Below are 22,690 nucleotides of genomic sequence, written 5' to 3'. Positions count from 1 at the left end.
GATGTAAGATGAAAGCGTTATCCAAACTGAAAGCGGAAGAGGGCATCTGGATGACCGACGTTCCGGAACCGGAAGCCGGCCATAACGATTTGCTGATTAAAATCCGTAAAACAGCCATCTGCGGTACTGACGTTCACATCTATAACTGGGATGACTGGTCGCAAAAAACCATCCCGGTTCCGATGGTCGTGGGGCATGAATATGTTGGCGAAGTGGTCGGCATCGGTCAGGAAGTGAAAGGCTTTAAAATTGGCGATCGCGTCTCCGGCGAAGGTCATATCACCTGTGGTCATTGCCGCAACTGCCGCGGCGGTCGCACTCACCTGTGTCGCAACACCACCGGCGTGGGCGTCAACCGTCCCGGCTGCTTCGCGGAATACCTGGTCATCCCGGCGTTCAATGCGTTTAAAATCCCGGATAACATTTCTGATGATTTAGCCTCTATTTTCGACCCGTTTGGTAATGCGGTGCATACGGCGCTGTCTTTCGATCTGGTCGGCGAAGATGTACTGGTATCGGGGGCGGGGCCAATTGGCGTAATGGCCGCCGCGGTGGCGAAACATGTCGGCGCGCGTCATGTGGTGATTACTGACGTCAATGAATACCGTCTGGAGCTGGCGCGTAAAATGGGCGTCACCCGCGCGGTCAACGTCGCGAAAGAGAGCCTGAACGACGTCATGGCGGAGCTGGGAATGACCGAAGGGTTCGATGTGGGTCTGGAGATGTCCGGCGCGCCGCCGGCGTTTCGTACCATGCTGGACACCATGAATCACGGCGGTCGTATTGCGATGCTGGGGATTCCGCCATCAGATATGTCTATCGACTGGACAAAAGTCATCTTTAAGGGCTTGTTCATTAAAGGTATTTATGGTCGTGAGATGTTCGAAACGTGGTACAAAATGGCGGCGCTGATCCAGTCCGGTCTGGATCTGTCACCGATTATCACCCATCGTTTCTCTATTGATGATTTCCAGAAAGGTTTTGACGCCATGCGTTCAGGCCAGTCAGGAAAAGTTATTCTGAGCTGGGATTAATATGTATATACCCAAAATAATTCGAGTTGCTTAAAGGCGGCAAGGGAGTGAGTCCCCAGGAGCATAGATAACTATGTGACTGGGGCGAACGACAAATCTGCCGGGAGCAGATTTGAACGTCGCGTGCGACGGCCCGTCAGGGCGAGGCCCATGGATGGGCCGAGTAATCCGTAGCCAACACATAAGCAACTTGAAGTATGAAGGGTATAGAGACCCGATAATTTTATCGGGTCTGATATACGTTTCATCGTAAAAGGTTGGTGTCATTCACCAACCTTTTTTGTTAGGGAAAATCTGGAAAGCCGTAAAGAATTGTCATAGACATCAAGCATTCGTAATTGCGCTTTACTCTTATTTTACTCGCTAACGTCACGCTCTACTCTGAGTTTTGTGCTTGCTTTTTACTGTAAAAATTAATTATGGCGGCTTAATAGTTTCTTAATAGAGCCACAGTATAAAGGCAGGGTAAATTAAGGTTTTTCTGGTAATCGTTATGAAAAATAGTAAAACCAAAGTGAGTATCATTATCCCGTTATATAATGCGGGAGCGGATTTTAATGCTTGCATGGCGTCGTTAATCGCGCAAACGTGGTCGGCGCTGGAAATTATTATTGTGAATGATGGATCGACGGATCATTCCGTTGAGATAGCAAAACATTACGCGGAACATTACCCACATGTTCGACTGCTTCATCAGGCCAATGCTGGCGCATCTGTCGCCCGTAATCTTGGCCTGCAAGCGGCGACCGGCGATTATGTCGCCTTTGTCGATGCGGATGACCAGGTCTACCCGAAGATGTATGAAACGCTGATGACCATGGCGCTTAACGATGATCTGGACGTTGCGCAGTGCAACGCGGACTGGTGCGTCCGAAAAACCGGGCACGCCTGGCAATCTATTCCGACCGATCGTCTGCGTTCCACCGGGGTATTAAGCGGACCGGATTGGTTGCGTATGGCGTTGGCCTCGCGACGCTGGACGCATGTTGTCTGGATGGGCGTTTATCGACGTGCGTTAATTACCGATAACAATATTACTTTCGCTCCCGGACTACATCATCAGGACATATTATGGTCGACGGAAGTTATGTTTAATGCCACGCGCGTACGTTATACCGAACAATCATTATATAAATATTTCCTGCATGATAATTCGGTAAGCCGTTTGCAAAGACAAGGCAATAAAAATCTTAATTATCAGCGGCATTATATTAAAATTACGCGATTATTAGAAAAGCTCAATCGTGATTATGCCCGTCGTATTCCGATTTACCCGGAATTTCGCCAGCAAATTACCTGGGAAGCGTTACGCGTTTGTCATGCGGTACGTAAAGAGCCTGATATTTTGACCCGCCAGCGTATGATTGCCGAAATTTTTACTTCTGGCATGTATAGACGGATGATGGCTAACGTCCGCAGCGCGAAAGCGGCTTATCAGACGCTGCTCTGGTCTTTCCGGCTGTGGCAATGGCGCGACAAAACCTTGTCGCACCGTCGTATGGCCCGTAAGGCGCTCAATCTGTCTTAGCGCTCACGTTTTTAGGCGCGGCGATTTTCCCCCAGCCTTGCCACTGGTGCTGAAACCAGGTAACCACGGAACTTTGCGTAATGCTCTCGCCGATGACGCTGAAAAAGCGCGTAGCGTAGACCGGTTGCAGCGGTTTTTTCGGCTTGCACATCTTCACGCCGCGAAAGGGATTGCGCGGCGCGTCAATTTTCTGCGGCGTTACACCAGGTCGGGACGTATCTACCTGCGGTTCGTTGAGCAGGCTGCCTGGACGTACCAGGGTGATATCCGCCGGCAGGCGATAAACCATCTGTTGCAGCACGCGAACCGTTGCGGGATGTGGATGACCAATCGCGATAGCGGAACCGTTGCGACGGGCCAGTTCGATAGCGCGATTAAACTGACGACGGATATCCGCCTCGTTTTGCGTATCGTCGAGGAACACTTTGCGCTTGATCACTTTCACACCCGTACCGGATGCCGCGCGCATCGCCTGGCTATTGCCAATCGTCATGCTGTCGAGAAAATAGAGATTGTAATGTTCCAGCGCCTGCATAACTTTTTGCATACCGAACAGGCTGGAGGTCATTGCGCTGCCCATGTGGTTATTAAGCCCGACGGCATACGGCACGTTGTTTACCGCCTCGCGGATAATGCGCTCGATCTCATCGCTGCTCATATCTGGTCGCAGCGTATCCTTCTCCAGCGGCTGTTTGCTTAGCGGCGCCATCGGCAGATGGATTAACACCTCATGCCCGCTATTGTGCGCTTTAGTTGCCATTTCGCGCGCGTGCGGCGCGTTGGGCAGTACGGCGACGGAGATGTTTGGCGGCAGCGCCAGAACCTGGTTTTCCGTGTGCGGGCGATAGCCAAAATCATCAATCACGATGGCGAGCTTGCCAGCGAAAACGGGATGTGCAAACGCCAGCAAAGTGGCCAGCGTGAGAATGGAGCGACGAAACTGAGGCAAAACTTATCTTCCCAACCACGGCTGTGGATTGACGGCCTGACCCTGGCGACGAATTTCGAAATAAAGCGAAGGTCTGCCCTGACCGCCGCTACTGCCCACAAGGGCGATAGGTTGTCCGGAGCGTACCTGCGCGCCTACGCTGACCAGCGCGCTCTGATTATAGCCGTAAAGGCTCATATCGCCTTTACCATGCTCCACGACCACCACCAGGCCATAGCCTTGCAGCCAGTCCGCCAGAATCACCCTGCCGTCGGCGATGGCTTTGACCTCGGTGCCTTCCGACGCGCCGATCACCATCCCCTTCCAACGTAGCTCACCCTGCAGCCGTTCGCCATAGCGATGCAATATCGGGCCGCGTACCGGCCAGTATGCCTGACCGCGAGGCGCGCCCAGACCGCCGGTGCGGGACATTAGCGAACGCTCGCTTTCCGTCGGCTTATAGGTGCTGCCTTTACGCGAGGCTTCCTGCTGCTTATCGCGTACCGCCTGCGCTTCGCGGGCTTCACGCTCCGCTCGCGCTTTGGCCGCCGCTTCCGCCCGCGCGATACTGTTGCGTAGGCGTGATTCGTTGGCGCGCAGTTCGCTTAACTGTTGCTGGCCTTGCTGAATAGACGACTCCAGTCCGGCAAGCGTTTTCTTACGTTCATTACGCGCCTGCTCCAGCTTCGCCTGCTGGGCGCGCTGTTCATACAGCAACGTTTGTTGTTGGCTTTGCTTCTCTTCCAGCTCGGCTTTTTGCGTGGCGACCTGTTCGCGAGTCTGTTTCAGTTCGGCGATAGTCTCCTGGCGCGCCTGGTTCAGATAGCCGAAGTAGGCCTGCAGGCGTTGCCCACGCTGGCTCTCTTCTCCGCTAAGAATAAGCTGAATGCCGGTGTGTTCGCCCTGGCGGAAAGCGGCGTCCAACTGCGCGGCAAGATTACGCTCCTGGCTGGCTTTTTGCTGCTCCAGTTTGGCAATTGAGGCGTTCATCTCATCAATTTGCGCGTTTAACTGATCCAGGGTGCTTTGCGTTTCGCGCAGCTTACGTGCTGCGGCCGAGATGGCCTCTTCCTGGGCTTTAAGTTGTGCCAGGAGGCTGGCGCGTTGTTGCTGCTGCTGGCGTACGTCGCGTTCTTTCGCGGCGATATCGGCCTGAATAGATTTGAGTTGATCGCGGTCATCCGCGTGGGCGGAAAAGGCGCACAACAATACGCCAGCGCTAAGTACGCTGGCGTAGAACAAAGGCCTGACTGAAAACGTTCTTGGTTTCACGGCCTGTTGAATGGTGTTAATCGCCTTTCCCCTCATGGGGAGGGATTATTCCACGATGAACAGCGGCTTACCAGTCATCTCTTGCGGGATTTCCATCCCCATCAGCGACAGCATGGTAGGCGCAATGTCTGAAAGTTTGCCGCCTTCGACCGCCTTCACGTTTTTCTCGCCGACATAAATCAGCGGCACCGGCAGGTTGGTGTGGGCGGTATGCGCCTGACCGGTCGCCGGATCGCGCATCTGCTCCGCGTTGCCGTGGTCCGCGGTAATCAACAGTTGTCCACCAACGGACTCAACCGCTTTTGTTACCTGTTCAATGCAGTTATCCAACGCTTCCACCGCTTTGATGGCGGCTTCCATCACGCCGGTATGACCGACCATATCGCCGTTTGGATAGTTACAAATGATGGTGTCGTACTTACCGCTTTCGATCGCCGCGACCAATTTTTCAGTCAATTCTGCAGAGCTCATTTCCGGTTGCAGGTCATAAGTGGCCACTTTCGGGGAGTTGATCAGAATGCGCTCTTCGCCAGCAAACGGTTCTTCTACGCCGCCGTTAAAGAAAAAGGTTACGTGCGCATATTTTTCCGTTTCGGAAATACGCAGCTGAGTTTTGTCGTTTTTCGCCATCCATTCGCCAAAGGTATTCGCCAGCGACGCTGGTGGGTAGGCAACGGCAGTTTTGATGTCGGCGGCGTATTCGGTCAGCATCACGAAGTTCAGATTAACCACTTTCTTACGCGCAAAGCCGTCGAAATCAGCATTAACGAAAGCGCGGGTAATTTCGCGCGCGCGGTCAGCGCGGAAGTTCATGAAAATCAGCGTGTCGCCGTCTTCCATCGCCGCATCAGCCTGGCCCTCGGCGCGGATAACGGTCGCTTTGACAAACTCATCGTTTTCATCACGAGCGTAAGCGGCCTGCAGGCCAGCCACAGCGGTATCTGCCTGGAATTCGCCCTGCGCCAGGGTCATCAGATCATACGCTTTTTCCACGCGATCCCAACGGTTGTCGCGGTCCATAGCGTAGTAACGACCGACGATAGACGCCACGCGGCCTTTGCCCAGCGCGGCGAATTTGTCTTCGAATTTTTTCAGCGAGGCTTCAGCGCTGCGCGGCGGCGTGTCGCGACCGTCGAGGAAGGCGTGCAGATAGATTTTTTCTGCGCCGCGTTCTGCGGCCAGTTCCACCATCGCCATAATGTGATCTTCGTGGCTGTGGACGCCGCCCGCGGACAGCAGACCCATAATATGAACCGCTTTACCGGCGTTTTTCGCCTGGTCTACCGCATTGGTCAGGACTGGGTTAGCAAAGAAAGTACGTTCTTTAATTTCAACGTCCAGACGCGTCAGGTCCTGATAAACGATGCGGCCTGCGCCCAGGTTAACGTGGCCCACTTCGGAGTTGCCCATCTGGCGGTCAGGCAGACCCACTTCCAGACCGGATGCGTCGATCAGGGTATGCGGACGTTTTGCCCACAGAGCATCCATCACCGGGGTTTTGGCGTTTAAGATAGCGTTATCCTGCTGTTCTTCACGGTAGCCGTAGCCATCCAGAATCACCAGTACCATAGGTTTTTTAGAAACCGACATTGCGACAACCTCATACTCAATAGACAAAATAATTGCGTAATTTTACTACAGCTGAATCGATAAAATAGCCTCAGAAGATCAAAGAAAGGGATCGCGCTGGCGTGAGAAGGCAAGTAATAGCGTGATTTTTTTTCGTAGCGCCCCGCAAAAATGCATTCCAGTGCACGCTCTGGCTGTATTTGCGCCACTGCACAGGTATACTCCTTTCCTGGTTTTTTAATCACTACGTCGGGAGTTGTTACCCCCCATGCAAGAAATTATGCAATTTGTTGGCCGTCATCCCATACTGAGTATCGCCTGGATTGCGTTACTGGTGGCGGTTTTATTTACCACGTTCAAAGGTCTGACTTCAAAAGTTAAGGTGATTACACGCGGCGAAGCCACGCGCCTTATCAACAAAGAGGACGCCGTTGTTGTGGATTTACGTCAACGTGACGATTTCCGTAAAGGCCATATCGCTGGCGCGACCAATTTGCTGCCGAGCGAAATCAAAGCCAACAATGTTGGCGAACTGGAAAAGCACAAAGACAAGCCGATTATCGTGGTCGACGGTTCTGGTATGCAGTGCCAGGAATCCGCTAACGCGCTGACAAAAGCCGGCTTTGAAAAGGTCTTTGTGTTGAAAGAAGGCGTAGCAGGCTGGAGCGGCGAGAATCTGCCTCTGGTGCGCGGTAAGTGATTACCCGTCGTTTTCATGGCGCAAGGGGAATGACTTGCCTTTGCGTCGACATGAAATCCATCGGGTAAAAAACAGGAGCGAAGTCATGGCCAATATTGAAATCTACACCAAAGCAACCTGCCCGTTTTGCCATCGTGCAAAGGCGCTGTTAAACAGCAAGGGCGTGAGTTTCCAGGAAATTGCGATTGACGGCGACGCCGTGAAGCGTGAAGAGATGATCAAACGTAGTGGCCGAACGACGGTTCCGCAAATTTTTATTGATGCACAGCACATTGGCGGTTGTGACGACTTGTATGCGCTGGATGCGCGTGGTGGACTGGATCCGCTGTTGCGTTAAGGCGTACTCAAGTATTTAAGGACAACACTAAAGGGTTTTACACATGTCAGAACAAAATAACACTGAAATGGCTTTCCAGATCCAACGTATCTATACCAAGGATGTTTCTTTCGAAGCGCCAAACGCACCGCATGTTTTCCAGAAAGATTGGCAGCCAGAGGTTAAACTGGATCTTGATACGGCATCTTCCCAACTGGCGGATGACGTTTATGAAGTTGTGCTGCGTGTTACCGTAACGGCTTCCCTGGGGGAAGAAACCGCGTTCCTGTGCGAAGTTCAGCAGGCCGGTATTTTCTCCATCAGCGGTATTGAAGGTACTCAGATGGCGCATTGCCTGGGTGCATACTGCCCGAACATTCTGTTCCCGTATGCTCGCGAGTGCATCACCAGCCTGGTTTCACGCGGTACGTTCCCGCAACTGAACCTTGCGCCGGTCAACTTTGATGCGCTGTTCATGAACTATTTGCAGCAGCAGGCTGGCGAAGGTACTGAAGAACATCAGGATGCCTGATGAACCAAAGTAATGCGTCAATGACAGTCATCGGTGCCGGCTCGTACGGCACCGCTCTTGCCATCACTCTGGCGAGAAACGGCCACCAGGTTGTCCTGTGGGGCCACGACCCAAAACATATCGCGACCCTGGAGCACGATCGCTGCAACGTCGCGTTCCTTCCCGATGTGCCTTTTCCCGATACGTTACACCTGGAAAGCGACTTAGCAACCGCGCTGGCGGCCAGTCGTAACATTCTGGTGGTGGTGCCAAGCCATGTTTTCAGCGACGTGCTGCGGCAGATTAAACCGCTGATGCGTCCGGATGCGCGTCTGGTATGGGCGACCAAAGGGCTGGAAGCGGAAACGGGGCGCCTGTTGCAGGATGTCGCTCGCGAGGCGTTAGGCGATCAAATCCCGCTGGCGGTGATTTCCGGTCCGACGTTCGCTAAAGAGCTGGCGGCGGGTTTGCCGACGGCAATCTCGCTGGCCTCAACCGATGAGACCTTTGCCGACGATCTCCAGCAACTGTTGCACTGCGGAAAAAGTTTTCGCGTCTATATCAATGCGGATTTTATCGGCGTGCAGCTTGGCGGCGCGGTGAAAAACGTGATTGCGATTGGCGCGGGGATGTCTGACGGCATCGGCTTCGGCGCGAACGCCCGCACGGCGCTAATCACGCGTGGACTGACCGAAATGTCGCGGCTTGGCGCAGCGCTTGGCGCCGATCCCGCCACCTTTATGGGGATGGCGGGTTTAGGCGATCTGGTGCTGACCTGTACCGACAACCAGTCGCGCAACCGTCGTTTTGGCATGATGCTTGGCCAGGGCATGGACGTTAAAGGCGCGCAGGATAAGATTGGCCAGGTGGTCGAAGGCTATCGCAATACGAAAGAAGTTCGTGAATTGGCGCACCGTTTTGGTGTTGAAATGCCAATAACCGAGGAAATTTATCAAGTATTGTATTGCGGAAAAAACGCGCGCGAGGCAGCATTAACGTTATTAGGTCGCGCCCGCAAGGAAGAGCTGAGTCGCCACTAGCCGTAAGGAACTGTTTGCATAAACGACCCAACCCGCACAGAACGGGTTGGTCGTTTTCTGCCCGTCTGGAGTAAGCCATGCCGTGTGAAGAACTGGAAATCGTCTGGAAGAATATTAAAGCTGAAGCCCGCGCTTTAGCTGACTGTGAGCCTATGTTGGCCAGTTTTTATCACGCCACGCTACTCAAGCATGAAAATCTGGGCAGTGCGCTGAGCTATATGCTGGCAAATAAACTGGCTTCGCCCATCATGCCCGCTATCGCTATCCGTGAAGTAGTTGAAGAAGCCTATGCCGCCGACCCGGAAATGATCGCGTCGGCAGCCTGCGATATTCAGGCCGTGCGCACTCGCGATCCGGCGGTGGATAAATACTCCACGCCGCTGTTATATCTGAAAGGCTTTCATGCGCTACAGGCCTACCGCATTGGTCACTGGTTGTGGAATAAAGGTCGCCGCGCGCTGGCTATCTTCCTGCAAAATCAGGTTTCGGTCTCGTTTCAGGTGGATATTCACCCGGCAGCGAAAATTGGCCGTGGGATTATGCTCGACCATGCCACCGGTATTGTGGTGGGGGAGACGGCGGTTATTGAGGATGATGTGTCGATCCTGCAATCCGTCACCCTGGGCGGTACCGGGAAAACGAGCGGCGATCGCCATCCTAAAATCCGCGAAGGCGTGATGATTGGCGCGGGCGCGAAAATTCTCGGCAATATCGAGGTGGGGCGCGGCGCGAAAATTGGCGCAGGTTCCGTCGTTTTACAGCCTGTCCCGCCGCACACTACCGCCGCAGGCGTTCCGGCGCGTATTGTCGGCAAGCCGGGCAGCGATAAGCCGTCGATGGATATGGACCAGCATTTCAACGGGCTACACCATACGTTTGAGTATGGCGACGGTATCTGAATTGCGCGGTACAACTAAAAAACGCTGTTCCGATGGAGTGCAATCCCGGAACAGCGGAGCGAAGAATTCGCAATGTGGACAATCAGGCTGCGGATGATGTCAGCGTGATGCGATCCAGCGGGCCGACGATAAACAGATATGAAATGAGACCAATAAGTCCCATCGAGCCAACGTATAAAATGGCAAAGTCGAACGACTGAGTATTGGCAAGAATCACGCCGATGACCAGCGGCGTAACGATGCTTGCCATATTGCCGCACATGTTAAATACGCCGCCGGCAATACCCAGAACTTCCTTCGGCGAGGTGTCGCTGAGTACGCACCAGCCCAGGTTACCAAACCCTTTGGCAAAAAAGGCCAGACTCATCGCCGCAATGACCACAAATTCTGAAGAGGTGTAGTTGGCGATCACTATTACGCAAGAGAGCAACATACCGCAGATAACAGGCAGCTTCCGCGCGACGGTAAGGCTATAGCCGCGTTTGAGCAGCCAGTCGGAGAACACGCCGCCGAGCAGGCCGCCAATAAAACCGGCAATGGCTGGAATACTGGCCACAAAACCGACTTTCAGAATCGACATGCCTTTCGCCTGGTACAGATAGGTCGGGAACCAGGTCAGGAAGAACCAGGTGATAGAGGTGACGCAGAATTGCCCGATATAAACACCGATCATCATCCGGTTAACACAGACGGTTTTAATCTGCGCGAACGTTATTTTCTGCGGCTCCTTTTTACAGCCCAGAGAGGGCTCGCCACCACCGCTACGAATATAGTCAATTTCCGCTTGATTAACTTTTGGATGGTGCATCGGATCTTTGACTTTCATTAACCAGAATATACCGAGCATCACGCCAATAGCGCCAATATAATAGAAGACAAAATGCCAGCTTAAATTATGCAGAATGATCGTCATTAGCGGGGTGATAATGCCCAGCGAGATATATTGCGCAGCCTGATAAACTGAAGTAACGAAACCTCGTTCATTATTGGGAAACCATTGTACGCTTAAACGACTGTTCGCCGGAAAGGCAGGCGCTTCAATCGCGCCCATCAGCAGACGTAGAATAACCAGTACAATTAATGGGCTGCCATACAGATAGATCGTTCCCTGAAACATGGTTACTAACGACCAGCCAATCAATGCGCAACCGTAAACCAGTCGTGAACCGTAGCGGTCTAATAGCCAACCACCGGGTAGTTGCATAATGACATAGGCGATACCAAATGAGGAGAAGGCCAGGCCCATCGCTTCCGGATCAAAACCTAATTCTTTACTCATTATTGGGGCAACTACGGATAGAGTTGCGCGATCCGCATAATTAAATACGGTAGCAAGAAATAAAAATATAAGAATGGTATGACGCACTTTTGTGCGCTTTATTATTGTGTTCATTATCTACTCCTCAGATAAGGGCAGAATGCATCCTGTAAGGTAAGAGAGGCGGGACGGATTCCCGCCAGTCGGGTTAAGGGCGTTTGCCAAATTCACATGTTAATTGTGTCCAGCGGCGCGCTTGTTCACTGAGCGTAAAACCCAGACCATGACGATCGGAAATCCACATGCGGCCATCGCGCAGCTCAAGTTGCTCGTTGAATAATGGGTTCAGCCACTCGAAATGTTCCAGCCACGGCTCCAGGGGATACGCTGCGGAAAGGTGCAGGTGTACTTCCATCGCAAAGTGCGGCGCCAGCTTACGCCCGTGTTTCGCCGCCAGATCCATAATCTTCAGGAAAGGAGAGATACCGCCGACACGCGGCGCATCTGGCTGAACGAAATCGCTGGCATTGCCCAGAATCAACTGCTCGTGTTCCCGGAAACTGGTCAGCATTTCCCCGGTGGCGATAGGCGTATCCAGCGCGGCAGCAAGCTGGGCGTGGCCTTCGATGTCGTAAGCATCTAATGGTTCTTCAATCCAGATAAGATTGAACTGTTCCATTTTACGCCCCATGCGGATAGCCGTTTCGCGATCCCACTGCTGGTTAGCGTCAACCATTAACGGGAACTCATCCCCAAGCGCTTCACGTACTGCGGTTAAGCGGCGAATATCCTCAGCGCAGTTGGGTTGTCCGACTTTCAACTTAATACCGCCAATGCCATTTTCGCGGGAAATCACCACATTTTTCAGCACTTGATCGAGCGGTGTATGCAAGAACCCCCCTGAGGTGTTGTAACACTGAACGGAGTCGCGGTGCGCGCCCAACAGTTTTGCCAGTGGCAGACCGGCACGTTTAGCCTTCATATCCCATAAGGCGATATCGATAGGGGAGATAGCCTGTACCGCCATCCCGCTACGCCCCACCGAGGCTCCGGCCCACAGCAGCTTGGTGTATATTTTGTCGATATCATTGGGATCTTCGCCCAGTAGATTATCGGCTATCTCTTTGGCGTGAGCATAAATACCCTGGCCGCCAGCACGTTTGGAGTAGCTAAAACCAACGCCCTCAAAGCCGTCGCGACTGCGGATTTCGGCAATGATGATTGCCACTTCGGTCAAAGGTTTCTGGCGCCCGGTCAGTACCTTCGCGTCACTCACTGGCGTCGCCAGCGGTAGAAACGCCAGTGATAGCTTCACCCATTCGATACGATCGCCGGTTTCTGCCGCGGTTCTGGTATTCGCCGCTTTTGCATACGTTACGGCGTCGGAATTCGCGCTTAAAGCCATTTTTTTTCTCCTGATAATCACAAAATGATTGCGCTAACATTTTTATTATTAAGCGAACGCAGGATCCAGAAAGTTGATGTTGATTTGAACATTTGATCACATATGTCGTATAAAAAGCAGGATTTATTGCAAAATGGATCACGATCCAAAAATATCTGGGGAAATGCATAATACAAAATGATGGCGCTATCATTTTGTAATGACTGAGCTTGATAAGCTACTGTATTTACGGCCTTTCCTGATGCGAAGCTGGCAATAGCCGCAGGCATGATGAATAATGCGCGGATAAATCAGCCAATCTTTGCAGGGGCATCAGACGTGAAAAGAACCAAATCACCTCGTGCGCCGACGCTGGAAGATGTAGCACGTAGCGCCGGGCTGTCTCCGATGACAGTCAGCCGGGCATTGAATTCGCCACAACTGGTTCGCCCCAAAACGGTTGAGAAAGTCATGCAGGCGGTTCGCGTCACAGGCTACATACCCAACGCGTTAGCCGGTGGTCTGGCGTCGCGACGGAGTAAATTAATCGCTGTCGTCGTGCCGCAAATTAACAACAACATGTTTGTCGATACCATCCAGTCGCTGAGCGATGAACTGGCCCGACGCGGATATCACATATTGCTGTGCGTGGCGGGATATACCGAACAAACGGAAGCGGAATTGGTGGCGACACTGCTTTCCCGCCGCCCCGATGGCGTGGTGCTTACCGGGATCCATCACACGATAGAACTGAAAAAGGTCATCCTGAACGCGGCTATTCCGGTGGTGGAAATTTGGGACTTAACGCCCACGCCGCTTGATATGCTGGTCGGTTTTTCCCATGAAAAAGTCGGGCAGGCGACGGGGGAGTATCTTCTGAGTAAGGGCTATCGTCGTCCCGGCTTGTTGTGGACTGCCGATCGCCGAGCCGCGCAACGTAAGCAGGGGTTATGTAGTGTTCTTCAACGCCACGCTATTCATGCCGTACCGCAGGTAGATGTCCCCCTTCCGGCATCGCTTTCGCTGGGGCGCAGCGGTTTAAGCCAGCTTTTTGACGAAGGGACGTTTGATGTCATTGTTTGCAGTTCTGATACCCTGGCACAGGGGGCGATGATGGAGGCGGAAAGCCGTGGTTTGCGCATCCCGCATGATTTAGCGGTTATTGGTTTTGGCGATCTTGATTTTGCCGCCAGCAATCGACCGTCAATTACTACCGTAAGCGTTGACAGACGCGCCATTGGCCAGCGCGCCGCTACGCTGTTGGCCGATCGTATTGAACAGAAACCGTGCGCAGAAGCTATTGTGGATATTGGCTTTCATTTGATTGAGCGAGAGTCCGCATAAACGGGAACATGCCATCGGGATCAGCCAGGCCGGATCAGGCGTTAGCGCCATCCGGCATTGAATATATTACGACCGCAATACCGCGCCGGGATATCCTAACTGGCGCCACGCTTCATACACCACCACCGACACCGCATTCGACAGGTTCATGCTACGGCTATCCGGCATCATCGGAATGCGAATCTTCTGCTCTTTAGGCAACGCATCGAGAATGCTGGCGGGCAGGCCGCGCGTTTCCGGGCCAAACATCAAATAATCGCCATCCTGATAGCTTACGGCGCTATGGGCGGGCGTGCCCTTTGTCGTCAACGCAAACAGGCGCTGCGGGTTTTCGGCGGCGACAAAGGCGGCATAATCGTGATGGCGCTGAACCGCGGCGAATTCGTGATAGTCCAGCCCTGCGCGGCGTAAGCGCTTATCATCCCAGGTAAACCCCATCGGTTCGATGATGTGCAGACGAAAGCCGGTATTGGCGCAAAGACGAATGATGTTGCCGGTATTCGGCGGGATTTCTGGTTCGAAGAGTACGATGTTAAGCATGATGCCCCCTTAAATGCGGGGGGCAGAATAGCAGAAATTTACCGGGCTCTCACGCGCCAGGCGTTCAGGCGGCATCGCCTTTGCTCATTGGCGCCAGCGCAGCGGGCAAACTTCTCCCCAGTTCCTGCACCAGTGAATCGCCACTGATTTCGCTAATGGATTTCGCGCCGGTCAGGGTCATGGCGACTTTCATCTCTTTTTCGATCAGGTCCAGCAGGTTGGCGACCCCCGCTTTTCCTGCCGTCGCCAGCGCGTAGAGATAGGCCCGACCCAGCAGTACGGTATCGGCCCCCAACGCAATCATACGCACGACATCCAGCCCGTTACGAATCCCGCTATCTGCCAGAATGGCGATATCGCCTTTCACCGCATCGGCAATGGCGGGCAGGGCGCGGGCGGAAGAGAGCACGCCATCGAGCTGGCGGCCGCCGTGATTCGACACCACGATACCGTCAGCGCCGAAACGTACCGCATCGCGGGCATCTTCTGGATCGAGGATCCCTTTGATCACCATTGGGCCGTCCCAGAATTCGCGTATCCACTCCAGATCTTTCCAGGAGATGGACGGATCGAAGTTATTTGCCAGCCAGCCGATATAGTCCTCAAGGCCGGTCGGTTTACCCAGATAGGCGGAAATATTGCCTAAATCATGCGGGCGACCGTTCAGGCCGACATCCCACGCCCATTTAGGGTGCATCACCGCCTGCCAGTAACGGCGCATGGCCGCGTTTGGACCGCTCATCCCGGAGTGGGCGTCACGGTAGCGCGCACCCGGCGTCGGCATATCCACGGTAAAGACCAACGTGGAGCAGCCCGCCGCTTTCGCTCGTTCAAGCGCGTTGCGCATAAAGCCCCGGTCACGCAGTACATAAAGCTGGAACCACATCGGGCGCTTAATGGTTGGTGCAACTTCTTCAATCGGACAGACGGAGACGGTGGAAAGGGTGAACGGAATGCCCTTTGCGTCTGCGGCGGCGGCGGCCTGTACTTCGCCGCGACGGGCGTACATGCCGCACAGACCTACCGGCGCTAATGCCACCGGCATCGACAACGTTTCGTTAAACAGGGTCGTTTCCAGGCTTAAATCGGACATATTTTTCAGCACGCGCTGGCGCAGAGCGACTTGCGACAGGTCTTCCACATTTCGGCGCAGGGTATATTCCGCATACGCGCCGCCGTCGATGTAGTGGAAGAGGAAAGGAGGCAACGTGCGCTGAGCTGCGGCGCGATAATCGCTGGCTGCTGAAATAATCATGATTTATTCTCCCTGGTCATCTCATTATGGTCGCCGGGCAGGCGGGTAATACGCGCCTGGCGGGCCTGGTCTTCATCAAATCGTTTAATCGTAGTGTGGACAAAACTGAGGTGCGCCATCATCGCTTTACGCGCGCCCTCGGCGTTACCGTCCAGAATGGCGTCCATCACTGCCTGGTGTTGTTCCGTCAGCTTTGAGAATACGGGCGGAACGAGATACATACGCTGGCGACTCTGTTTGACGGAGGATTGCAGGACGTCGAAGAAACCGCGCATCGTTTGCAACAGCACCACATTGTGCGAGGCTTCCGCGATCGCCAGATGAAAGCGCACGTCGGCCTGGGAGGCGAGATCCGGGTCTTCGCTGAGCGTCGCATCAAAGCAGAGTCTGATTTTCTCTTTGTCGGCAGCGGTGGCACGCATGGCGGCGTGCCAGGCTGTACTGGCTTCAATGGCGTGGCGGGCTTCCAGAATGTCGAAACTGTAGTCCGGATCGTTCGCCATCAGCATTTTCAGCGGTTGCACGATATTCTGTTCAGACCAGGTTTCGTGCTGCCAGCGGACAAATGTCCCGCCGCCGCGACGACTCACCAGCACGCCTTCGCTGACCAGCTTCGCCAGCGCTTCGCGTAAAGAGTTGCGTGATACGCCAAGCTGTAGAGCCAACTGGCGCTCGGCGGGCAATTTCATGCCCGCTTCCAGGTTTTGTTCTTCAATCAGCGCCCGCACGCGAGAGGCAATCTCGTCTGACAGGCGTTTTGGCATCACAATCACGGAATCATCCAGGTTAAAACATAGGCCTGAAGCGTAGTGATCACGCCCACCATACAGGTGAAGATCAGGCTGTGTTTGACGGTAAAACGGAACAGATCGGACTCTTTCCCTACCAGTCCCACCGCCGCGCAGGCGATGGCGATAGACTGCGGCGAGATCATCTTCCCGGTTACGCCTCCAGTGGTGTTCGCCGCCACCATCAGCACATCAGAGACGCCGATTTGCTGCGCCGCGGTAGCCTGTAGAGAGGCAAACAGCGCGTTAGATGAGGTGTCGGACCCGGTCAGGAAGACACCCAGCCAGCCGAGGAACGGCGAGAAGAACGTGAAGGCGCTGCCGGTGTGCGCCAGCGCTAACGCCAGCGTGGAGGAAAGCCCGGAATAGTTCGAGATAAACGCGAACGCCAGCACCATGCCGATGGAGTAAATCGGCAACGCCAGCTCTTTCAGCGTGCTGCCAAAGGTCTGGATTGCGGCTGAGGGTTTCATTTTCAGCCAGACGATAGACAACAGCGCGGCAAACAGGATTGCAGTGCCGGTGGCGGAGAACCAGTCAAATTTATACACCGCCGCGTAAGCGGTTGCTTCGTGTACGACCGGCGGCATACGGGCGACCAGTTTATCGAGATACGGTACCGGAACGTTAATTACCCAGTCATACAGCGCGCCGCCGGGGGCAAACAACGCTTTAAACGGCGGTACGCTCCAGAGAGTGACCGTGGCGGTCAGGAACAGAAACGGCGACCAGGCGCGAACAATTTGCCCTGTCGTATAGCGGGTGCGGGCCAGCGTCTGATCGACCTGCGACGCGCCCATATCGCCGAAGCGGAAGATGCGTACCGGCTGCCAGCGTTTGAGGAACAGCGTCAGACACACCAGAGACACCAGCGAAGAGATAATGTCCGGCAGTTCCGGCCCGATAAAGTTGGAGCTGAGATACTGGGCGATAGCAAACGAACCGCCAGAGACCATCACCGCAGGCCAGGTTTCTTTCACGCCGCGCCAGCCGTCCATAATCGCCATAATCCAGAACAGGACGATAATGGTCAGGAACGGCAACTGACGACCGACCATCTGACCGATTTCAAAGCTGTCCAGGCCCGTGACCTGTCCGGCAACCAGAATCGGGATCCCCATCGCGCCAAAGGCGACTGGCGCGGTGTTTACAATCAGGCACAGCCCTGCCGCATACAGCGGATTAAAGCCCAGACCCACCAGCAGCGCGGCGGTTATCGCCACCGGCGCGCCGAAACCCGCCGCGCCTTCAAGGAACGCGCCGAAGCAGAAGCCGACAATCAGCATTTGCAGACGTTGGTCGGGGGTAATCGACAGAATTGATGAGCGAATAATGTCAAACTGCCCGGTCTTGACCGAAATTTTATAGACGAAGACCGCGGCGATGATTATCCAGGCTATCGGCCATAGCCCGTAGAAGAAGCCATACACGACCGATGCCAGCGCGTGATCGACCGGCATTTTATAGAACAGCAGCGCGACGGCGAGCGCGATAACCACCGTCCACGAAGCGGCAACATAGCCTTTCAGCTTGAGTTTAATCAGGGCGAAAAAGAAGAACAGGATTGGGAGCGATGCGATCAGGCTGGAAAGCCAGATATTACCCGCCGGGTCATAGTTTTGTTGCCAGAGGTTCATTGCAGGTCTCCTGAGAACCACACGCATAATGGGATGAATCTTTGCTCATCTCGTTGGAGTCACATTATGTGTAAAAGTGGTCCTGCCAATATTGTTGTGTATGGATAATGACAACAAATAGTTAACTAAATGTTATTTATTGGCAACGGTATTGTAGAGTTAATTTAGTGAAATGTGAGTGGGTTGTGGTAACGGGTTAAAATTGGTAGGGCCAATTGAGGGGGGCGGGCAGCAAAGGGAAGTGAAAAGGCAATGGCATGATGCCATTGCCTTTGATGTCGGGAGTGTTGTTACTTCATTACCACTGGAAGCCCGCGCCAATGGCTGCAGAGTAATCGCCCTGGCTGTTGCTGGTTCCTTGCAGTTTATACACCCAGCCCCCGCTTTCACTTACCATGGAGACACCAATGGCGACGGCACTTTCACCATTAAACGTACCGCCAGCAATCGAGGTCATGTTGGCGCCCGGGGCGTAGGCTTGTGGCAGACCGGCCATCGCCATCGCTGAAGCGATACCGCCGCTCATCTTGTTTTCTACGCCTTTGATTTTGCTGTTCATTTCACCCATTTTCTGGTCGGTATAGGTGTTTGCTTCTTCGACGCTGCGTTTCAATTGCGCATAGTTAACCGCATCCGTATCATTCACCGCCGCTGAAACATTGCCGATCCGAGTGGTGCCGCCACTCCCGTCTCCCAGGTTGAGCACGCTATAGTTAACCGAGCCATCTGCATTGGTTTCATAACGCACGGAGCCTGCTTCTGAGGCTTTCAGTTGCGCCACATTAACCGCGTCAGTGTTGTTCACCCCTGCGGCAACGTTGGTAATACGGCGTTGTTGAGTAGAAGAGCCGACAGACACAGTATTAGCTTCATCTGCGACGGAATTTGTGCCTAACGCCACGCTGTTTTCAGCGGCAGCAATAGAGCCAGAGCCAATCGCGACGCTGTCCGCACCCTGGGCATTTGCATCTGCGCCATCGGTGTTGGTCTTGAAGTACTTGGTGCTACCGGTAGTGACGATATCGCCAATACCATTTTCGATATTGGTGACGCGGGTATCCAGATTCGATACCTGAGTATTCAGGTTAGTAATGCTCTGGGTATTCCTGGAAACCTGCGCGTCCGTTACTTTCAATTGACCAACGTTAACGGCATCGGTATCTGCCGAACCCGCCGCGACGTTAGTGATCTGACGTTGACCGTCTTCACTGCCGACAGAGAACTCACCGACAGAGTTCTGCGGTGTGTCCATGTTGTAGGCGGTGTAGTCAGTCTGTGCGCCGCGAGTGGTCTGAGAACCATTACCCATTGCAATACTGTTTGCATGATTGGCGCGTGCGTTAGAACCGATAGCAATCCCGTTGATGGCATCAGCCATCACCAGTGTATTCAGACCAATACCAATACCTGCATCAGCATTGACGATGGTCTTCGCACCCATTGCCAGTGAGTCAGTTCCGACAGCCAGTGAATCTTCTTCCGTTGAGTTTGCGTGGTAGTACTTGGTCGGTGTAGTAGTGACCGCACCAATGGCATTTTGTAACTGACGAACTGTTACCGCATCTTGCGCTTCAGAGCCGTCAGCAACGTTGGTAATTTGACGATAGCTTTCTCCATCCGTCCCCAATGACAACGCGCCCAGCAACTCTCTGTCTGTTGTATTGTAGCCAATGACGACGCCATCGCTTGTTACGCTCGTTGTTTGTATACCTGATGAAATCGCGCGGTTAGAGGTGGAGCCACTGCCCAAAGCGATACTGCCCTCAATGCTGCTGCTGCTGTTTTGGCCAAGAGCCAGACTGCCAACGCCAGAGGCGACGGCGTTGTAACCCACTGCCGTTGCGCCGTTACCCGTTGCGTATGCATCCTGGCCTTCAAGCCCGTTATCATTCGTACGGATGTATTTCACGCCGGTACCATTTTCCGTGATATAGGTTTCGCTGGTATCGCCGGCTAGTTGGCTAATAGATTCATTATACTGAGAAATCAGCATGTTAGTTTCATAGAGCTGAGAGCCATTAACAGCGTCAGTACTGTCACTGGCGATTTCACCTGCAGCCACATTGGTTATCTTATTGGTACCGCTGGTACCGTGGCTGGCGCTGAACGCGCCTTCTTCGTCATCCCAGCTCAGTGCATCGGTACCAAGATTGGTGATGGACGTATTGATATCCGCGATAGCAGAGGTGTTTTGATCCACCTTCTGGTTGGTTTCATACAACTGTGAGCCGTTTACCGCGTCTGTACTGTCCTCAGAAAGCGCCCCGGCGGCGACATTGGTTATTTTACTGGTGCTTCCACCGTGGTTTGCGCTGAAAGCGCCGATGTCTTCGTCCCATAACAGAGCGTTATCAGTGAGGCCGGTAATGGACGTATTAATGTCGGAGACAGAAGTATTCAGGTTCTCAATCGCGGTGCTGTTCTGAGTGATGTTAGTGGTATTGGCGGCGATATCGGTCGTGTTCTGATCCACTTTTTCGTTGGTTTCGAACAGCTGCGATCCGTTAACGGCGTCGGTACTTTCTTCAGACAGCTCTCCGGCAGCAACGTTGGTGATTTTGTTTGTCGTACTACTTCCGTGGCTGGCAGAGAACGAACTCGTTGTCTCATTCCAGCTCAGGTTGTCAGAGCTAAGATTGGTGATGGACGTATTAATATCTGCGATAGCAGAGGTGTTTTGATCCACCTTCTGATTGGTTTCATACAACTGGGAGCCGTTCACCGCGTCTGTACTGTCCTCAGAAAGGTCCCCGGCGGCGACATTGATGATTTTACTGGCGCTTCCGTTGCGGTTAGCGTTGAATGCGCTAGTGTCAACATCCCACAGCAGGGCATCGTCAGTGAGCGTGGTGACGGAATTGCTCAGGTTGTTGATGCTGGTGGTGTTGGTGGCGATATCAGTGGTGTTCTGATTGATGCTGGTTGTATTGGCAGCGATATCCGTGGTGTTCTGAGACACATTTTCGTTGGTGGCAAACAGCTGAGAGCCGTTAACGGCGTCGGTGCTGTCCGCAGCCAGGGTACCCGCCGCCAGATTGGTGATTTTACTGTCGCTTCCGTTGTGCTTAGCGCTGAATGCGCCAGTGTCAGCATCCCAAAGCAGGGCATCATCGGTAAGGCCGGTGATGGAATCGCTCAGATTGTTGATATTGGTAGTGTTGGTGGCGATATCAGTGGTGTTTTGATTGATGCTGGTGGTGTTGGCAGCGATATCCGTGGTGTTCTGAGACACATTTTCGTTGGTGGCAAACAGCTGAGAGCCGTTAACGGCGTCGGTGCTGTCAGCGGCCAGGGTACCCGCCGCCAGATTGGTGATTTTGCTGTCGCTTCCGTTGTGCTTAGCGCTGAATGCGCCAGAGGCTGCATCCCAAAGCAGGGCATCATCGGTGAGCGTGGTGACGGAGTCGCTCAGACTGTTGATATTGGTGGTGTTGGTGGCGATATCAGTAGTGTTCTGATTGATGCTGGTCGTATTGGCGGCGATATCAGTGGTGTTCTGGTTAATGCTGTCGGTATTAGCGGTAATATCGGCAGTGTTTTGGTTGATGCTGTCGGTATTGGTGGCGATATCAGCAGTGTTCTTATCCACTTTCTCATTTGTATCAAACAACTGAGAGCCGTTAACGGCATCGGTGCTGTCCGCAGCCAGGGTACCCGCCGCCAGATTGGTGATTTTGCTGGCGTTTCCCGTGTGGCTAGCGCTAAAGGCGCTGATGCTTTCATCCCACAACAGCGCGTCTTCGGCTAATCCTGCGACAGAGGCCTCTGTGTTAGTGATAGAAGTGTTAAGTGCGCTTAATGCGCTGCCTACGTTATTGTAGATGCCTGTGCCTACCTCGTAGAGAGGCGCATTCACTGTACCATCAGAATTAACGGAAGCTCCTCCGCCGAGTCGGTCGGCGACGGATTGACTTAAAGAATAAATTTGCGCACCTGTAACGGCATCGGTACTGGTGGAATTGATGTCGCCTTTAGCAACGTAGGTGATCTGCCGCTGAGTGGTGCTGTTACCCACGGCGACGGAATTGTCTTCTTGGGCGACAGAGCCCGAGCCAAGGGCAACTGAGTTGGTGCCTATCGCTTTTGCGCCATTACCAAATGCAGCGCTGTCGTCGCCGCTCGCAGTAGCTTGATAACCTAATGCAGAGGAAGTTGCTCCGCTCGCGACAGATCTATAACCTAATGCAACCGAGTTTGCGCCGCTCGAATTGGCATACACGCCCATTGCCATTGAATAACTTCCACTGGCTGAGGATGAGGCACCCATTGCAATGGCCCGGTCACCAGCTGAAACCGATTTTACGCCAAGCGCTAACGAAGAGTCGCCGGTGGACTGGCTGTAGGAACCAATGGCGGTACTCCATTTCCCCATCGCGGAGGCTTTATAACCCATTGCGGCGCTTGCGCCATCAACGTTGGTGTAAGTATTGGCTGTGGCATCGGTACCAATTGCAATCCACCCTTTTCCTCCAGTCTGGGTACCCGTTGGAGTAACGCCGTCGCCTGTATCGTTTCCTGCGTTGGCCAGTGCATCCGCAGAAACCATAATGCTGCTAAGACCGATGAGTGCGGAAACCGCCAGCTTTCTGCGGCCGTTTTTTTTGCCGCGGCTTTTTGCGGTTTCGCTGGTGACAACAAATGTTCCCGTAGCGGCATTCCAGAGGACTTTAAATATTCTATTCATGAA

18 protein-coding genes are annotated in these 22,690 nt (G+C 53.6%); 8 read left to right on the top strand and 10 right to left on the bottom strand.

The window, feature by feature from the left end; translation table 11 throughout:
- Positions 1-8 precede the first annotated feature (8 nt).
- Together tdh and ACH0VJ_RS13240 are read left to right on the top strand one after the other, a co-directional pair.
- Positions 9-1,034 (top strand): L-threonine 3-dehydrogenase, encoded by a 1,026-nt coding sequence (tdh, locus tag ACH0VJ_RS13245; RefSeq protein WP_000645973.1) that lies wholly within the window; start codon positions 9-11, stop codon positions 1,032-1,034.
- Between the two features lie 493 nt (positions 1,035-1,527).
- On the top strand, positions 1,528-2,562 hold the full coding sequence (locus tag ACH0VJ_RS13240) for a glycosyltransferase (protein WP_000798193.1): 1,035 nt from the start codon (positions 1,528-1,530) through the stop codon (positions 2,560-2,562).
- On the opposite strand, the gene ACH0VJ_RS13235 is transcribed toward ACH0VJ_RS13240, so the two are convergent.
- From ACH0VJ_RS13235 to gpmM, 3 genes are read right to left on the bottom strand one after another with little or no spacing between them, the layout of a single operon-like run.
- Positions 2,549-3,511 (bottom strand): divergent polysaccharide deacetylase family protein, encoded by a 963-nt coding sequence (locus ACH0VJ_RS13235; RefSeq protein WP_001135518.1) that lies wholly within the window; start codon positions 3,509-3,511, stop codon positions 2,549-2,551. The two genes, ACH0VJ_RS13240 and ACH0VJ_RS13235, sit on opposite strands and share 14 nt — an antisense overlap.
- Before the next feature lie 3 nt (positions 3,512-3,514).
- Positions 3,515-4,774, bottom strand: coding sequence for a murein hydrolase activator EnvC (gene envC, locus ACH0VJ_RS13230; protein WP_232456357.1), 1,260 nt, complete (start codon positions 4,772-4,774; stop codon positions 3,515-3,517).
- Between the two features lie 33 nt (positions 4,775-4,807).
- The gene (gene gpmM / locus ACH0VJ_RS13225; RefSeq protein ID WP_000116576.1) at positions 4,808-6,352 is read right to left on the bottom strand and encodes a 2,3-bisphosphoglycerate-independent phosphoglycerate mutase; all 1,545 of its coding nucleotides are present in this window, start codon (positions 6,350-6,352) and stop codon (positions 4,808-4,810) included.
- 247 nt (positions 6,353-6,599) lie between these two features.
- Between gpmM and ACH0VJ_RS13220 the strand changes: the two genes are divergently transcribed.
- The 5 genes from ACH0VJ_RS13220 to cysE all read left to right on the top strand — a co-directional run bounded on the left by ACH0VJ_RS13220 (position 6,600) and on the right by cysE (position 9,797).
- On the top strand, positions 6,600-7,031 hold the full coding sequence (locus tag ACH0VJ_RS13220) for a rhodanese-like domain-containing protein (protein ID WP_001156179.1): 432 nt from the start codon (positions 6,600-6,602) through the stop codon (positions 7,029-7,031).
- Between the two features lie 85 nt (positions 7,032-7,116).
- Positions 7,117-7,368 carry a glutaredoxin 3 gene (gene grxC / locus ACH0VJ_RS13215; RefSeq protein WP_001273795.1) on the top strand — a complete coding sequence of 84 codons (252 nt, stop codon included), beginning with the start codon at positions 7,117-7,119 and terminating at the stop codon, positions 7,366-7,368.
- 43 nt (positions 7,369-7,411) lie between these two features.
- The gene (gene secB / locus ACH0VJ_RS13210) at positions 7,412-7,879 is read left to right on the top strand and encodes a protein-export chaperone SecB (RefSeq protein ID WP_000003370.1); all 468 of its coding nucleotides are present in this window, start codon (positions 7,412-7,414) and stop codon (positions 7,877-7,879) included.
- Positions 7,879-8,898, top strand: a complete 1,020-nt coding sequence (gene gpsA / locus ACH0VJ_RS13205; protein WP_001076596.1) for an NAD(P)H-dependent glycerol-3-phosphate dehydrogenase — start codon at positions 7,879-7,881, stop codon at positions 8,896-8,898. The genes secB and gpsA overlap by 1 nt, the downstream gene beginning before the upstream one ends.
- A gap of 77 nt (positions 8,899-8,975) precedes the next feature.
- Positions 8,976-9,797, top strand: a complete 822-nt coding sequence (cysE, locus tag ACH0VJ_RS13200) for a serine O-acetyltransferase (RefSeq protein ID WP_001112114.1) — start codon at positions 8,976-8,978, stop codon at positions 9,795-9,797.
- 82 nt (positions 9,798-9,879) lie between these two features.
- Here cysE and ACH0VJ_RS13195 read toward each other — a convergent pair whose 3' ends face one another.
- Complete coding sequence (locus ACH0VJ_RS13195) at positions 9,880-11,190, bottom strand: MFS transporter (RefSeq protein WP_001092104.1); 1,311 nt, start codon at positions 11,188-11,190, stop codon at positions 9,880-9,882.
- Positions 11,191-11,263: 73 nt separating this feature from the next.
- Positions 11,264-12,460, bottom strand: coding sequence for an L-talarate/galactarate dehydratase (locus tag ACH0VJ_RS13190; RefSeq protein WP_001218249.1), 1,197 nt, complete (start codon positions 12,458-12,460; stop codon positions 11,264-11,266).
- Between the two features lie 318 nt (positions 12,461-12,778).
- Between ACH0VJ_RS13190 and ACH0VJ_RS13185 the strand changes: the two genes are divergently transcribed.
- Positions 12,779-13,783: a LacI family DNA-binding transcriptional regulator gene (locus ACH0VJ_RS13185; protein ID WP_001537635.1), complete on the top strand. Its 1,005-nt coding sequence runs from the start codon at positions 12,779-12,781 to the stop codon at positions 13,781-13,783.
- A gap of 66 nt (positions 13,784-13,849) precedes the next feature.
- On the opposite strand, the gene trmL is transcribed toward ACH0VJ_RS13185, so the two are convergent.
- The 5 genes from trmL to sadA all read right to left on the bottom strand — a co-directional run bounded on the left by trmL (position 13,850) and on the right by sadA (position 22,687).
- Complete coding sequence (trmL, locus tag ACH0VJ_RS13180; RefSeq protein WP_000932335.1) at positions 13,850-14,323, bottom strand: tRNA (uridine(34)/cytosine(34)/5-carboxymethylaminomethyluridine(34)-2'-O)-methyltransferase TrmL; 474 nt, start codon at positions 14,321-14,323, stop codon at positions 13,850-13,852.
- Positions 14,324-14,387: 64 nt separating this feature from the next.
- A complete protein-coding gene (gene lldD / locus ACH0VJ_RS13175; RefSeq protein ID WP_000586991.1) occupies positions 14,388-15,578 on the bottom strand; it encodes an FMN-dependent L-lactate dehydrogenase LldD in 1,191 nt (396 codons plus the stop codon).
- Positions 15,575-16,351: a transcriptional regulator LldR gene (lldR, locus tag ACH0VJ_RS13170; RefSeq protein ID WP_000636696.1), complete on the bottom strand. Its 777-nt coding sequence runs from the start codon at positions 16,349-16,351 to the stop codon at positions 15,575-15,577. The genes lldD and lldR overlap by 4 nt, the downstream gene beginning before the upstream one ends.
- Positions 16,348-18,003 carry an L-lactate permease gene (gene lldP, locus ACH0VJ_RS13165; RefSeq protein WP_001055309.1) on the bottom strand — a complete coding sequence of 552 codons (1,656 nt, stop codon included), beginning with the start codon at positions 18,001-18,003 and terminating at the stop codon, positions 16,348-16,350. The genes lldR and lldP overlap by 4 nt, the downstream gene beginning before the upstream one ends.
- 298 nt (positions 18,004-18,301) lie before the next feature.
- The gene (gene sadA, locus ACH0VJ_RS13160) at positions 18,302-22,687 is read right to left on the bottom strand and encodes a trimeric autotransporter adhesin SadA (RefSeq protein ID WP_001079610.1); all 4,386 of its coding nucleotides are present in this window, start codon (positions 22,685-22,687) and stop codon (positions 18,302-18,304) included.
- Positions 22,688-22,690 lie beyond the last annotated feature (3 nt).

The organism is Salmonella sp. 2020_1459 (genome assembly GCF_043847915.1).
Lineage (GTDB): Bacteria > Pseudomonadota > Gammaproteobacteria > Enterobacterales > Enterobacteriaceae > Salmonella > Salmonella enterica.
Note: the sequence above shows the minus strand (reverse complement) of the source record. Positions and strands in the feature narration are given on the sequence as shown.